Source organism: Streptomyces canus 299MFChir4.1 (assembly GCF_000383615.1).
Classification (GTDB): Bacteria; Actinomycetota; Actinomycetes; order Streptomycetales; family Streptomycetaceae; genus Streptomyces; species Streptomyces canus_C.
Map to the genome: position 1 here is coordinate 1 of NZ_KB911630.1, position 14,607 is coordinate 14,607.

Sequence of the window (14,607 nt, forward strand, 5' to 3'; positions counted from 1 at the left end):
AGCATCCGCCTCGCACGCCGACAGGTCACCGCGCAGGCGGCCTTTTCCCCCTGACCACCTGGCCGCCTCCCTCGTCGAGGGCCTGCGGGAGATAGCCCGCCACCTGCTGCCCCTGCGCCGTAGGCGCTTCAACCCCCGTGTCATCAAACGCAAGATGTCCAATTTCGGCGTCAAACGCGACGAACACCGGCGCCCTCCCCAGCCCGACCGGAGCCCTGCCGAGGCCGTGGCCATCGCCCCGCACTGGCGCACAGCCCCAATCAACCCACCGACCAAAGTCCCAAGAAGCTGGGACCCGATTCCTTAAGTCACTGGTATTGCGCCTAGACCACGTCTCGTCAGACCGACAGGCAGCGCAAAACCCGGTCCGGTGGTGTGGACCACCCCGGACCGGGTTACGCACAGCTAGGTCGTCAAGCTCCGCGGCGTTGAGACGCAGGACCGGACTCGTCGTCCTCGTCCTCGTCATCGTTATAGAGATCCGCGTACTGGGCGTACGGGTCGTCTTCCTCGTCGTCGTCCTCGAACGGCTCGCCATTCGGCGGCTGGCTCGAAGTCGAAGCGCCCAGCTCATTGGCCAGACGCGACAGATCTGTCCCGCCGCTGCTGTACTTCAGCTGGCGGGCGACCTTCGTCTGCTTGGCCTTTGCCCGGCCGCGCCCCATGGCTCGACCCCCTCGGATACGGGGCTCGGTGGCCCCAGAGTCTTGACACGCGTTCATGATCTGGAACGGGCTCTCCGCAGAGAGACCGGTCCGTAGGGCTTCCACGGTACCTGAGCCCACGCCCATACGGTACGTCGCCCGCAGCACGTGCCCGACACCAGGGCCCGTGGAAAGCGCCGTCCTCGCTGGTCAACCGCGATTTTAACCACTTCTGCGCGGCCGACCCGCCGACGAACGTGAGAGTTCTCTCCAAGTGTGCGCCGACGGGTACCGGTCAAACGTCAGTGCGCCCGTTCCAGGGCGGCCTCGTGCATCCGCTGCTCGGCGATCCGGTCGGCCGCGGCGGCCGGCGGAATCCCGTCTTCCTTCGCACGTGCGAATATGGCGAGCGTGGTGTCGTAGATCTTCGCGGCCTTCGCCCGGCACCGCTCGAAGTCGAAGCCGTGCAGTTCGTCGGCGACCTGGATGACTCCGCCGGCGTTCACCACGTAGTCCGGCGCGTAGAGGATCCCGCGGTCGGCGAGGTCCTTCTCGACGCCCGGGTGGGCGAGCTGGTTGTTGGCGGCGCCGCAGACGATCCGCGCGGTCAGCACCGGCACCGAGTCGTCGTCCAGGGCTCCGCCGAGCGCGCAGGGGGCGTAGATGTCGAGGCCCGCGGTCCGGATCAGCGCCTCGGTGTCGGCGACGTGGGAGACGGCGGGGTGCCGGGCGGCGATCCGCTCGACGGCCTCCTGCCGTACGTCGGTGATCAGGACCTCGGCGCCCTCCTTCAGGAGGTGCTCCACCAGGTGGTGCCCGACCTTGCCGACGCCCGCGACGCCGACCTTGCGGCCGCGCAGCGAGGGGTCGCCCCACAGGTGCGCGGCGCTGGCCCGCATGCCCTGGTAGACGCCGAAGGCGGTGAGGACGGAGGAGTCGCCGGCGCCGCCGTTCTCGGGGGAGCGGCCGGTCGTCCAGCGGCACTCACGGGCGACGACGTCCATGTCGGCGACGTAGGTGCCGACGTCGCACGCGGTGACGTAGCGGCCGCCGAGTGAGGCCACGAAACGGCCGTAGGCGAGAAGCAGTTCCTCGCTCTTGTCGCGCTCGGGGTCGCCGATGATCACGGCCTTGCCACCGCCGTGGCCGAGCCCGGCCATGGCGTTCTTGTACGACATCCCGCGCGCGAGGTTCAGCGCGTCGGCGACGGCCTCCTGCTCGCTCGCGTAGGGGTAGAAGCGCGTCCCGCCGAGGGCGGGGCCGAGCGCGGTGGAGTGGAGGGCGATGACGGCCTTGAGGCCGCTCTTGCGGTCCTGGCAGAGCACGACCTGCTCATGACCTCCCTGGTCCGAGTGGAACAGGGTGTGCAGCACATCGGCAGCGGCGCCGGTTACGTCGGTCACTGTGGTGACTCCTGGGTACATTGCGGCGATGGGGCACAGGCGGCCCGTACGGGTGGCGGGACCTGTGAGCACGAGATTAGGGCCTGTGGCGGCCCGTGACCGTGCAGTGCTCAGGATCACCTTCTCCGGGAGTACGGGCGTGCGACGATTTGCATAGTTTTCCCGCGCGTTTGTGTGCGGGTTTCGCAGGTTTTCCCGGCAGGCGGCGGGGGAGAGAGCAGGCGTGCCCAAGGTGTCCTCGGTGATCGTCCCGTACGCGACCTATCTGCGCGTGTACGAACCGCTGGCCGCCTTCCCGGAGCCGGAGCGCGGCCACTGGGCGCGCTACGCCCGCCGCCCGGACCGCCCCTCGTACCAGGACGAGCTGCGCCGCTCCCTGGCCGACCTGCTGCCCACCCCGCCCGTGCCGGTGCCGGTGCACGAGAGCAGCGACGCCTTCGTGCTCGACGTGGACGGCGTGGTGTGCGTGTGCCCGTGGCGCACCCGGCTGCGCGGCTGGCTGGCCCTGGAGGAGCTCGGGGAGGAGCTGCCGGGGCCGGTCCTGGACGCGGTGCTGCCCGAGGTCGTACGCCGCCAGACCGCCCAGGACTACGAGCGCTGGCTGGCCCGCAACCCGGACGCCCGGCCCTGGATCCGCACGGCGACCTGGCAGGTGCCGCTGAACTGGTTCGTGCTCGTCTCCGACGAGGAGCGGCGCTTCGGCAAAGGCTCCGGCGAGATCCCGCCGATGCTGCGCTACCGCACCCCCATGGTGCAGGCCCGGCGGCGCGTGGCGCGGGCTCTGCGGGCCCTCAAGGACGCCATCGACGAGGGGCCGCTCATCGACGGCCTGATCGATGTGGGGCGCTGGCTGGAGGAGTTCCACCCACGCTCGCTGGTCGAGCTCGACTACGGCGGTCTGGTGCATGTGCTCCCGCCGGGCGAGCTGGAGGACGACCACTCGGCGGCCGACGTGGCCGAGGGCATCGAGGCGCTCCGGCACGGTGACGGGGCCGCGGCGGGCGAGGCATACGGGCGGCTCGTGGAGCGCTGGCGGGCCGTCAGGGACCGTCGCTCGGCGAGCTGAATGTGCCCCACGTCACGAACAGGCGTTTGACCTGACGCCCGTTTTGGGGTTTCGTCCTCGCTCAAGGTGTTCAACTTCCCCTGAAGTCTCACCGACAAGGGACGTAGGTCCCGATCCGGGCGTACGCCTCACGAAGTGTCAAGCGTGACGGACCGCACGTACCCGGCTCTTGCGTCTCTTGCCCCTCCTCATGCCAAAATAGGACAAGGGGCCCGGGGGAGGTTCCGCTTTGGGGGGTCTGGTGACTCCTGATCGCCTCTGTGACTGATCGTCACAGAGGCGTGACTGTCCGCTATGGCATGGTCCATCGGCTTCCGTCGCCGATGAACACCTGGGGGGCAATTCCATCGGTTTGGCCGACGAGGCTGGACGGATGGTGTAGTTGTAGTGCCGAGGACAAGCCGTTCGTCCTATAACCGACTCGACCCGCATCCGCCATTTCGGGCAACGCGGGTCAAGGTGCAGAATTTAGAGGAAAGAACCGAGAAGGTTCGGTTCTCCCGAGGAGGCCGCTCATGACCGCTCGCACCCCTGATGCCGAGCCGCTGCTGACCCCGGCTGAGGTCGCCACGATGTTCCGCGTGGACCCGAAGACGGTCACGCGGTGGGCGAAGGCCGGCAAGCTCACGTCGATCCGCACGCTCGGCGGGCACCGCCGTTACCGCGAGGCCGAGGTTCGCGCTCTGCTCGCGGGTATCCCGCAGCAGCGCAGCGAGGCCTGAACAACTGAATAACCGGACAAACCGGCTGGTCCCCCACTGGCCGCGACGTCCGGACACTGGCTCCAAGCGACGCGGGTCCTGCCCCAACAGGGCCCATTCTCAACCTCGTCGTCGATCGCGCTGGACTCCGCCGAGTCCAGCGCGATCTTTTTTGTGCGCGGACTGTGGACGGCTGACAGCCTTGTGAGCGGGCCTGTCGGAGTCTGGGGAGGGGTGTCGGATCTCCTGTGCGGCAGCCCCGGGTCGACGTGCGATCAGGAGTGCAATTGCACATATTAAATTGACCTGTTGTAGGACAGGGGTAAGTTCCACGGTTTCAAAAACTCATGCGGTGACTCCCGTCACATGCCAGAGTCCTTGTTGCCGTCTGGCCCGGTGCGCTAGAGGGGGTTACGCCGGGGTGGGGCTCTCGTCCTCCATCGACTCCTCCGGGAGCGGGTCGGCTGCCGGGGCGGAGTCCATCGCCAGCCGCAACAGGCGGTGGCAGATCGGGCAGTGGCGGGTCAGATGCCGATACGACGACGCGGCCGACAGATGTGCGCGGAGCAGTGCCCGCGTCTCGTGCCTGACCGATGCCGCCATACGCCACCTCCGGGCTCCGCTGGGACGGGGGCCTGGTTTCTGGGTACCGGTGCTTTGAGGCGCCGTCAAGATGGCGTGGTGCTCCGCGGGGTCGTTGAACGCCTGCCGCGCCTCACCCGGAGCCGCTGTGGCCGTCCTGGGGGCGGCCGCCCCCAGCCCCCCGCTTCGGCCCTGAAGGGGCCTCGTCCTCAAACGCCGGACGGGCTGGGATACCTGGACCGGCGTCCGCACATGAAGAAGGCCCGCGTCCTGTTGCGGGGATGCGGGCCTGGCTTCTCTCTGTGGTCCTGACGGGAGTTGCTGTGTCTGATGGCGGCTTCGCCGCGGGTGCGGCCTGGGGCATGGGGGTGTGCTGGACCGGCGTCCGCGTGCGAGGAAGGCCCGCGCCCCGTTGCGGGGGTGTGGGCCTTGGTTGTTGCTGTGGTCCTGATGGGAGTTGCTGTGTCTGATGGCGGCTCCGCCGCGGGTGCGGCCTGGGGCATGGGGGTGGAGCTGGACCGGCGTCCGCGTACCAAGAAGGCCCGCGCCCCGTTGCCGGGATGCGGGCCTTCTTTTTTGCTGCGGTCCTGACGGGATTTGAACCCGCGGCCTCCACCTTGACAGGGTGGCGAGCACTCCAAACTGCTCCACAGGACCAGGTTTCGCGGCGCTTACTGGTGCGTTGCGCTGCGAGAAGGACTGTACAGGAGCTGGCGGGTCCTGGTCGAACTCACCCTCTGTGCAGGTGTCGTCACGGAGCCAGCGTGTCGATCGCCTTCACGATCCGCTTGTCGGAGACGGGGTACGCCGTGCCGAGGGCGTGGGCGAAATAGCTGACCCTGAGCTCCTCGATCATCCAGCGGATGTCCAGGACCTGCTGGGGCACGGGCCGCCCCTGGGGGAGTTGTTCCAGGAGCCAGGCGTACTCGTCCTGCATCTCGTGGACCTTCTCCATACGGGTCGTGTCCCGCTGGACGTTCGTCGGCATCTGCTGCAGACGCCGGTCCGCCGCGACCAGGTACCGCATCAGGTCGGGCAGGCGGCGCAAGCCCGTCTCCGTCACGAACCCCGGCTTCACGAGCGCGTCCAACTGCTTGCGCACGTCCGCCAGGTTCGCCAGCAGCGCCGGGCTCCGTACGGCCTTCAGGCGCCGTTCGCACGCCTGCCAGGCCGCGAGCACCTGCTGCACCTGTGCGACCGTACGGACCGTCGTGTCGACGATCTCGGCGCGCACCTTGTCGTACAGCTTCCGGTACGACTCCTCGTCCCACGCCGGACCCCCGAAGTCCCCGATCAGCTTGTCCGCGGCCGCCGTCGCGCAGTCGTCGAACAGCGCCTGGATCGAGCCGTGCGGGTTCGCCGACAGGGCCAGCTTCTGGGGGTTCGTCAGCTTCTCGGAGGCGAACTTCGCCGCGCTCACCGGGATGTTGCGCACGATCAGCCGGCGCGTGCCCTTCCACATCGCCTCGCCCTGCTCGGCCTCGGTGTCGAAGAGGCGCACGGAGACCGTGTCGCCGTCGTCGACCAGGGCCGGGTAGGCCTTCACCGGCTGGCCGGCCCGACGGGTCTCGAAGACCCGGGTGAGCGTGCCGATCGTCCAGTCGGTCAGGCCCTTGCGCTCCAGGGACTCGCCGCCCTCGCGGGACGCGGTCGCGGCCGCCGCCTGGGAGAGGGCCTGGCGCGCCTTCGGCCTCAGCTGGAGCCGCAGCGCCTCCAGGTCCTTGTCCTCAGCCAGCTTCCGGCGCCGCTCGTCGACGATCCGGAAGGTGATGCGGAGGTGGTCGGGGATCCTCGACCGGTCGAAGTCCTCCGCCTCGAAGGGCACGCCGACCATGCGCTTCAGTTCGCGCGCCATCGTGACCGTCAGAGGTTCCTGCAGAGGGACGGCCGTATCCAGGAAGCGCTTAGCGAAGTTCGGTGCCGGTACGTAGTTGCGGCGGATCGGCTTGGGGAGGGAACGGATCAGCTCCGTCACCAACTCCTCCCGCAGGCCCGGGATCTGCCAGTCGAAGCCCTCGTCCTTCACCTGGTTAAGGACCTGGAGCGGGATGTGGACCGTCACACCGTCCGCGTCCGCTCCCGGCTCGAACTGGTACGTCACCCGGAACTTCAAGGGCCCCTGCCGCCAGGAGTCGGGATAGTCGGCCTTGGTGACCGCCTCCGCCGACTCCCGGATGAGCATCTCCCGCTCGAAGTCCAGGAACTCCGGCTCCTCCTGCCGCTTCCGCTTCCACCACGAGTCGAAGTGCGCCCCGGACACGACGTGTTCGGGCACCCGCTGGTCGTAGAAGTCGAAGAGCGTGTCGTCGTCGACCACGATGTCCCGGCGCCGCGCCCGGTGCTCCAACTCCTCGACCTCGCTGAGGAGTCTGCGGTTGTCGGCAAAGAACTTGTGGTGGGTGCGCCAGTCGCCCTCGACCAGGGCGTTGCGGATGAAAAGCTCGCGGGAGGACTCCGGGTCGATCCGGCCGTAGTTCACCTTCCGCTGGGCGACGATCGGCACGCCGTACAGCGTGACCTTCTCGTACGCCATCACCGCGGCCTGGTCCTTCTCCCAGTGCGGTTCGGAGTACGTCCGCTTCAGCAGGTGTTCGGCCAGGGGTTCGACCCACTCCGGCTCGATCTTCGCGTTGACCCGGGCCCACAGGCGCGAGGTCTCCACCAGTTCCGCCGACATCACGAACCGGGGCTGCTTCTTGAAGAGCGCCGAGCCCGGGAAGATCGCGAACTTGGCGCTGCGGGCGCCCAGGTACTCGTTCTTGTTGCCGTCCTTCACGTCCTTCATGCCGATGTGCGAGAGCAGACCGGCGAGGAGGGAGACGTGTACGGACTGGTCGGGCGCGTCGTCCTCGTTGAGCTGGATGCCCATCTGCTTGGCGACGGTCCTCAACTGCGTGTAGATGTCCTGCCATTCGCGGATGCGCAGGAAGTTCAGGTACTCCTGCTTGCACATCCGGCGGAAGGACGACGAGCCGCGCTCCTTCTGCTGCTCGCGGACGTACCGCCACAGGTTCAGGTAGGCGAGGAAGTCGCTGGTCTCGTCCTTGAAGCGGGCGTGCTGCTGGTCGGCCTGGGTCTGCTTGTCGGCCGGGCGCTCGCGCGGGTCCTGGATGGACAGCGCGGCGGCTATGACCATGACCTCGCGGACACAGCCGTTCTTGTCGGCCTCCAGGACCATGCGCGCCAGGCGCGGGTCGACGGGCAGCTGGGCGAGCTTGCGGCCGGTGTCGGTGAGCCGCTTGCGTACGTCCTTCTGCGCCGGGTCCAACGCGCCCAGTTCCTGGAGGAGTTGGACGCCGTCGCGGATGTTGCGGTGGTCCGGCGGGTCGATGAAGGGAAACTTCTCGATGTCGCCGAGGCCGGCCGCGGTCATCTGGAGGATGACGGAGGCGAGGTTGGTGCGGAGGATCTCCGCGTCCGTGAACTCGGGGCGGGCCTCGAAGTCCTCCTCGGTGTACAGCCTGATGCAGATGCCGTCGGAGGTACGGCCGCAGCGGCCCTTGCGCTGGTTCGCGCTGGCCTGCGAGACCGGCTCGATGGGCAGCCGCTGGACCTTGGTGCGGTGGCTGTAGCGGGAGATGCGGGCGAAGCCGGGGTCGATGACGTACTTGATGCCCGGGACGGTCAGGGACGTCTCGGCCACGTTGGTCGCCAGAACGATCCTGCGCCCGGTGTGCGGCTGGAACACGCGGTGCTGCTCGGCGTGCGAGAGCCGGGCGTACAACGGCAGTACCTCTGTGAAGCGGTAGTTCTTCTTCACCAGGGCGTCGGCCGTGTCCCGGATCTCCCGCTCACCCGAGAGGAAGACGAGGATGTCGCCCTTGCCCTCGCCCTGGAGCTCCTCGACCGCGTCGCAGATCGCGGTGATCTGGTCGCGGTCGGAGTCGTCCGAGTCCTCTTCGAGGAGCGGCCGGTAGCGGACCTCCACGGGATACGTACGGCCGCTGACCTCGACGATCGGGGCGTCACCGAAGTGCCGGGAGAACCGCTCGGGGTCGATGGTCGCCGAGGTGATGACGACCTTGAGGTCGGGGCGCTTCGGCAGCAGCTGCGCCAGGTACCCGAGCAGGAAGTCGATGTTGAGGGACCGCTCGTGGGCCTCGTCGATGATGATCGTGTCGTAGGCGCGCAGCTCGCGGTCGGTCTGGATCTCGGCGAGCAGGATGCCGTCCGTCATCAGCTTCACGAAGGTCGCGTCCTGGTTCACCTGGTCGGTGAACCGCACCTTCCAGCCGACGGCCTCGCCGAGCGGGGTGTCCAGCTCCTCGGCGACCCGCTCGGCGACGGTGCGGGCGGCGATCCGGCGGGGCTGGGTGTGCCCGATCATGCCCTTGACGCCCCGGCCGAGCTCCAGGCAGATCTTCGGGATCTGGGTGGTCTTGCCGGACCCGGTCTCACCGGCCACGATCACGACCTGGTGATCGCGGATGGCGGCCGCGATGTCGTCCTTCTTCTGGCTGACCGGAAGCTGCTCGGGGTACGACACGGCGGGCACGCGGGCACGGCGCGCACCTACTCGCTCCTCGCCCTTGCCGACCTCGGCCTCGATCTCGGCCAGCACGGCGGCGCGCGCCTCCGGCTTGCGGATCTTGCGCGCGCCTTCGAGCCTGCGCCCGAGCCGGTGCGCGTCACGCAGGGACAGCTCGGTCAGGCGGGCGGCGAGTTCCCCGAAGACGGGGGTGCCGGGGGCGGGGGCAGGGTGCGTAGACATACGCGATCCAGGATCTCATCCCCGGGAAATTACTGGCGAACGGTTTTGTCCCGGCGGCGCGGGCCGTGCGATCAGGGCGTCGGCGGGGCCGGCGTCTCGGCCGGTGCCTGTCCGCGGTTCGTGCCGAGGGCGATGGCCCGCGCGGTGTTGGATACGGCCTTGATGCCCAGATAGGCGGTGGTCATGCTGCTGACCGCGGTGAAGGCGGCGGTGAGGACACCGACGATCACCGCCTTGTCGCCGTCGAGCCGCCAGACCCCGACCACCGCCACTCCGGCGATCGCCAGATTGCTGGCCAGTACGGCGAACAGCCCGTATCTCGCCCGGGCCAGCTCCAGACCGTCGTCCTGCCTCATCGTCCCCGACCTCCGCGCCCTCAGCCACGACACATACAACAAGACCCCGATCCGGGGATCGGGGTCTGTGCTGTGGCTGGGGCCGGGGTCGAACCGGCGACCTACCGCTTTTCAGGCGGTCGCTCGTACCAACTGAGCTACCCAGCCGCGAGGCTTCCGGGGAAACCTCAGCGGTCCTGACGGGATTTGAACCCGCGGCCTCCACCTTGACAGGGTGGCGAGCACTCCAAACTGCTCCACAGGACCAAGCTTTGTGCACGAACAGTGTCGCACACGGTGTTACGTGCCCCCAACGGGATTCGAACCCGTGCTACCGCCTTGAAAGGGCGGCGTCCTAGGCCGCTAGACGATGAGGGCTATCGGCCCGCCTGGGCGCTTCTCAGCGCGTCGGGGACGTGAGAAGCATATGGGATGCCGGGAGGTATCGCCAAAACGGTTTAGGGGCTGCCCGTGGGCGAGGCCGTGGACGAGCCCGTGCGGGAACCCGTGGGGGAGGGGGTCGCTCCCGGCTGGTTGTCCTCGGGGAGGTGGCGGCTGACCTCCGCCGTCGTGAGACCGAGGCCGCCGAGTCTGATCTCGTCCCAGGCCTGGAGGCGGCGGGTGTCGCGGTCCATGTAGAGGATCGAGGCCTCGATGGGGTCGGGGTACTTGCCCTCGACGGCCCGCAGCCCGCTGCCGCCCGTGGAGCCCTCGACACGCAGCCGCGTGCCCTTCTCCATCACCTCCATCTCTTGGTGGTGCAGGTGGCCCGACAGGATCATCGGGACCTCGCCGTCGACCTCCCGGGCCGCCGAGGGTTCGTGGGCGATCGCGAGGTCGACCGGGGTGCCCGCGGCCCGCTGCTCGCGCAGGGCCGCGGCCAGGCGGTCGCCCGCCGCCTCCTGGGACTCGTCGGCGCCGGGGTCGGTGGAGCGGTCCGGGGTGAACTGGGGGTCGCCCATGCCGGCGAAGCGCAGCCCGGCGATCGTCTCCGCCTTGCCGTTGTCGAGGACGTGGACGCCCTCGAGGCCCTCCAGGTAGCGCTGGGTGGTGAGGGAGTCGTGGTTGCCGCGGACCCAGACGTACGGCGCCCCGAGGTCGGGGATCGGGTCGAGGAAGCCGTTCTCCGCCGCCGTGCCGTGGTCCATGGTGTCGCCGGAGTCGACGATCACGTCGACCTTGTACTGCTCCACCAGCGAGGCGATGATCTTCCAGCTCGCCGGGTTGAGATGGATGTCGGAGACGTGCAGCACCCGGATGGTGGTGGGGTCCGGCTGATAGGCGGGGAGCGTGGACGTGACGTCGTAGAGCTTCGTCACGTTCGTCACCAGGCGGGCCAACTCCTTCTGGTAGACGTCGAACTCGGTGACGATGCTGCGCGCGTTGCCGACCAGGGAGGGGGCGGAGGAGAGCAGCCCCGAGAACCTGGGCTCCAGGACCGACTCCGGGTTCCAGGTGGCGTACGCCGTGCCGCCGCAGGCCGCCAGGAGGGTCAGGGCCAGTCCGCCGGCCGCGAGGGCCCGGCGGGGGCGGCGGTAGACCGCGAGGCCGAGTGTGGTGGCGCCCAGCACCACGGCCGCGCAGGAGCGCAGGGCGAGGTCGAGGGTGCCGTGTTCGACGTCCGTGGCCACCTCGTCCTGGAGGCCGGACAGGCGTTCGGGGTGGTCGACGAGGGCCTGGGAGCGTTCCGGGTCGAGCTGGTCGACGTTGACGTCGAGGCGGACCGGGGCCTGGTGGCTGTCCAGTTGGAGCGCGCCGAGCGGGGAGACGTTGATCTTCGTGCCGCCGGACAGGGACGGGCGCAGGGTCATCGTGGTGTTCATGGGGCCGACCGGGACCCGCACGTTGCCGACGATCAGCAGACCGAGCCAGGCGCCCATGAGGACGACGGCGACCAGGCCGAGGGCGCGGACCCAGGGGTGCGGCGGGTCGACGAGCTCGACGGACGGGTGGGAGCGGCGCCTGCCGTACTGGCGGGCGAGGGCTCGCGAGGGCTTTCGTACGGCGTTCAGGATGCTCCGGATGGTCAGGACTGCGGCGGGGACGCGGGCCATTGGTCCCGTATGCCCAAGTCCGCCCGCGGATATGCGGGCGCGCTCATCCCTCTCGTCCGACCGGGTCGTACCGGAGAATGGGCTTGTGCTGGAGATGACGCGCGAGGAGTTCGAGGAACTGGTGTCCGAGGCGCTGGACCGGATTCCTCCGGAGCTGACGCGGCTGATGGACAACGTCGCGGTGTTCGTCGAGGACGAACCGCCGAAGGACGATCCCGAGCTGCTCGGGCTGTACGAGGGCACTCCGCTGACCGACCGGGGCGAGTGGTACGCGGGGGTGCTGCCGGACCGCATCACGATCTACCGGGGGCCGACGCTGCGGATGTGCGAGACGCGCGAGGACGTCGTCGCGGAGACGGAGGTGACGGTCGTGCACGAGATCGCCCATCACTTCGGGATCGACGACGCGCGGCTGCATGCGCTCGGGTACGGGTGAGCCCGTTTTCGAACGGGGCGCGTGTCCTCTTGTGGGCGGCGGGAGTTGGGCAGGTTGACTCTTAGACGACCGCCCTCGGAGGTGGCTGCTCGTGCGCCGCTTGTACGTACCCGTCCGTCTGGCCGCCACGGTCATGGCCGTCGCCGCCACCGCGGGCTGCATGAGCGTGGGCGGGGACGACGGAGGCGGCAGCGCGAAGCCGTCGCACTCCGCCGGGGAGCGGGGCGGCGAGGCACCGGACGGGGGGTCCGCGGCCTCGGGCGGTTCCGTGGGGCTCGGCGGGACGGGCGCGGACGGCAAGCACGGGAAGCACGGCAAGGGCAAGGACGGCAAGGAGTCGGCCTCGCCGTCGGCGTCCGCCTCGGCGGCGGCCGGCGCGTCGGCCTCGGCGGGGGTGAAGCCGGGGCATACGGCGCAACCGGCGCCCTCGGCGACACGGACCGACCCGGCCCCCACCCGCACGCCCGACCCGGAGCCGCCGGCGCCGAGCGAGCCGCCCGCGTCCCCCACCCCGTCGCCGCCGCCCGCCGAGCCGTCCTCGTCGGCGCAGCCGGAGACGGGCACGCAGCTGAGCCAGCGGGAGCCGGCGCCCACCGCCGGGTCGCCGGTGTGACGGACCCCGTGAAAGGCCCCGAGTGACCTCGGATACATACGAGGGGATCGGTTTGCCTTCGGGGGCGATGGGTGCGTATGGTTATAGATCGTTTGATCATTTGCCCGGCGCCAAAGCAGAAGAGCGCCGTGTGGCGCGTTCTCTCCCTTACCGTGGCTGACCGCATAGAGGCGGTCGTATTGCGAATCACGGAGTTGACGGGCGCGTGCCGACGAGACTCCGGAAGGTTTCGCATACGCATGTCCATTTCCAGTACTGATCACGTCGTCGTGCCCGAGAACGAGGGCACCGAGGACGTCACCGAGGCCACCGCCGAAGTCACCTTCGCGGACCTCGGTCTCCCCGAGGGCGTCGTGCGCAAGCTCGCCCAGAACGGCGTGACCACCCCCTTCCCGATCCAGGCCGCGACCATCCCGGACGCCCTGGCCGGCAAGGACATCCTCGGCCGTGGCCGCACCGGCTCCGGCAAGACCCTCTCCTTCGGTCTGCCGACCCTGGCCCGTCTGTCCGGCGGCCGCACCGAGAAGCACCGGCCGCGCGCCGTCATCCTCACCCCGACCCGTGAGCTCGCGATGCAGGTCGCGGACGCGCTGCAGCCCTACGGCGACCAGCTCGGCCTGAAGATGAAGGTCGTCTGCGGCGGTACGTCCATGAGCAACCAGATCTACGCCCTGGAGCGCGGTGTCGACGTCCTCGTCGCCACTCCGGGCCGACTGCGCGACCTCATCAACCGCGGCGCCTGCTCCCTGCAGGACATCGAGGTCGCCGTCATCGACGAGGCCGACCAGATGTCCGACCTGGGCTTCCTGCCCGAGGTCACCGAGCTGCTCGACCAGGTCCCGGCCGGCGGCCAGCGGATGCTGTTCTCGGCCACGATGGAGAACGAGATCTCCACGCTGGTCAAGCGCTACCTGAGCAACCCGGTCACGCACGAGGTCGACAGCGCCCAGGGCAACGTCACGACCATGTCGCACCACATCCTGATCGTGAAGCCCAAGGACAAGGCGCCGGTCACCGCGGCCATCGCCTCCCGCAAGGGCCGCACCATCATCTTCGTCCGCACCCAGCTGGGCGCGGACCGCATCGCCGAGCAGCTGCGCGAGTCCGGTGTGAAGGCCGACGCGCTGCACGGTGGCATGACGCAGGGCGCGCGTACCCGCACCCTGGCCGACTTCAAGGACGGTTACGTCAACGCGCTCGTCGCGACCGACGTCGCCGCCCGCGGTATCCACGTCGACGGCATCGACCTCGTCCTGAACGTCGACCCCGCCGGTGACCACAAGGACTACCTGCACCGCGCGGGGCGTACCGCTCGCGCCGGCCGCACCGGCACGGTCGTCTCCCTGTCGCTGCCGCACCAGCGTCGGCAGATCTTCCGGCTGATGGAGGACGCGGGCGTCGACGCCGGGCGTCACATCATCAACTCCGGTACGGCCTTCGAGCCCGAGGTCGCCGAGATCACCGGCGCCCGTTCTATGACCGAGGTCCAGTCCGAGTCCGCGGCCAACGCGGCTCAGCAGGCCGAGCGCGAGGTCGCCCAGCTCACCAAGGAGCTGGAGCGGGCGCAGCGCCGCGCGACCGAGCTGCGCGAGGAGGCCGACCGCCTGGTCGCCCGTGCCGCCCGCGAGCGCGGCGAGGACCCGGAGACGGCGGTCGCCGCGGCCGCCGAGGCAGTCGTGGCGAAGGAGGCGGAGGCCACGGCCGAGGCCGTGGTCACCGAGCAGTCCGCCGAGCGTCCGGCGTACGAGCAGCCGCGTCAGCGCCGTGACGAGCGGGGCAACTACGAGCGTCGCGACGACCGTCGGGACGACCGTGGTGGCCGTTCCTTCGAGCGTCGTGACGACCGTGGCGGCTTCAACCGCGACCGCCGGGACGGCGAGCGCGGCGGGTTCCGTCGTGACGACCGTCGCGACGACCGTGGTGGCCGTTCGTTCGAGCGCCGCGACGACCGCTCCTCGGGCGGTTTCAACCGCGACCGTCGTGACGACCGTCCCTCGGGCGGCGGTTTCAACCGTGACCGTCGTGACGAGCGTCCCTCGGGCGGCTTCCGCCGTGACGACCG

The 14,607-nt window shown here is 69.5% G+C and carries 11 protein-coding genes and 4 tRNA genes; 5 read left to right on the forward strand and 10 right to left on the reverse strand.

What is annotated here, in order from left to right; genetic code table 11:
* Positions 1-413: 413 nt before the first annotated feature.
* Complete coding sequence (locus H293_RS0144110; protein WP_028808738.1) at positions 414-665, reverse strand: DUF3073 domain-containing protein; 252 nt, start codon at positions 663-665, stop codon at positions 414-416.
* A 281-nt stretch (positions 666-946) separates the two neighbouring features.
* On the reverse strand, positions 947-2,047 hold the full coding sequence (locus tag H293_RS0144115) for a Leu/Phe/Val dehydrogenase (RefSeq protein ID WP_020124170.1): 1,101 nt from the start codon (positions 2,045-2,047) through the stop codon (positions 947-949).
* Positions 2,048-2,270: 223 nt separating this feature from the next.
* On the opposite strand from H293_RS0144115, the gene H293_RS0144120 reads away from it, so the two are divergent.
* Entirely contained in the window at positions 2,271-3,113 is an 843-nt protein-coding gene (locus H293_RS0144120) for a DUF8083 family protein (protein WP_020124171.1), read from the forward strand.
* Between the two features lie 515 nt (positions 3,114-3,628).
* Positions 3,629-3,835 carry a developmental transcriptional regulator BldC gene (gene bldC, locus H293_RS0144125; protein WP_003949541.1) on the forward strand — a complete coding sequence of 69 codons (207 nt, stop codon included), beginning with the start codon at positions 3,629-3,631 and terminating at the stop codon, positions 3,833-3,835.
* Between the two features lie 390 nt (positions 3,836-4,225).
* Here bldC and H293_RS0144130 read toward each other — a convergent pair whose 3' ends face one another.
* From H293_RS0144130 to H293_RS0144165, 8 genes are all read right to left on the reverse strand, one after another.
* Positions 4,226-4,417, reverse strand: a complete 192-nt coding sequence (locus H293_RS0144130; protein ID WP_020124172.1) for a DUF6274 family protein — start codon at positions 4,415-4,417, stop codon at positions 4,226-4,228.
* A gap of 561 nt (positions 4,418-4,978) precedes the next feature.
* A tRNA-Asp gene (locus H293_RS0144135) sits at positions 4,979-5,053 on the reverse strand.
* A gap of 94 nt (positions 5,054-5,147) precedes the next feature.
* Positions 5,148-9,107, reverse strand: a complete 3,960-nt coding sequence (hrpA, locus tag H293_RS0144140) for an ATP-dependent RNA helicase HrpA (protein ID WP_020124173.1) — start codon at positions 9,105-9,107, stop codon at positions 5,148-5,150.
* Positions 9,108-9,178: 71 nt separating this feature from the next.
* Positions 9,179-9,463: a hypothetical protein gene (locus H293_RS0144145; protein ID WP_020124174.1), complete on the reverse strand. Its 285-nt coding sequence runs from the start codon at positions 9,461-9,463 to the stop codon at positions 9,179-9,181.
* A 73-nt stretch (positions 9,464-9,536) separates the two neighbouring features.
* Positions 9,537-9,610 (reverse strand) — tRNA-Phe (locus tag H293_RS0144150).
* A 24-nt stretch (positions 9,611-9,634) separates the two neighbouring features.
* A tRNA-Asp gene (locus H293_RS0144155) sits at positions 9,635-9,709 on the reverse strand.
* A gap of 38 nt (positions 9,710-9,747) precedes the next feature.
* A tRNA-Glu gene (locus tag H293_RS0144160) sits at positions 9,748-9,820 on the reverse strand.
* Between the two features lie 80 nt (positions 9,821-9,900).
* Entirely contained in the window at positions 9,901-11,496 is a 1,596-nt protein-coding gene (locus H293_RS0144165; RefSeq protein WP_020124175.1) for a metallophosphoesterase family protein, read from the reverse strand.
* 85 nt (positions 11,497-11,581) lie between these two features.
* On the opposite strand from H293_RS0144165, the gene H293_RS0144170 reads away from it, so the two are divergent.
* From H293_RS0144170 to H293_RS51560, 3 genes are all read left to right on the forward strand, one after another.
* The gene (locus tag H293_RS0144170) at positions 11,582-11,932 is read left to right on the forward strand and encodes a metallopeptidase family protein (RefSeq protein WP_020124176.1); all 351 of its coding nucleotides are present in this window, start codon (positions 11,582-11,584) and stop codon (positions 11,930-11,932) included.
* Between the two features lie 91 nt (positions 11,933-12,023).
* Complete coding sequence (locus tag H293_RS0144175) at positions 12,024-12,545, forward strand: hypothetical protein (protein ID WP_020124177.1); 522 nt, start codon at positions 12,024-12,026, stop codon at positions 12,543-12,545.
* 239 nt (positions 12,546-12,784) lie between these two features.
* Positions 12,785-14,607, forward strand: a 1,823-nt coding sequence (locus H293_RS51560) for a DEAD/DEAH box helicase (protein WP_063746974.1), incomplete at its 3' end; no start/stop codon positions are given.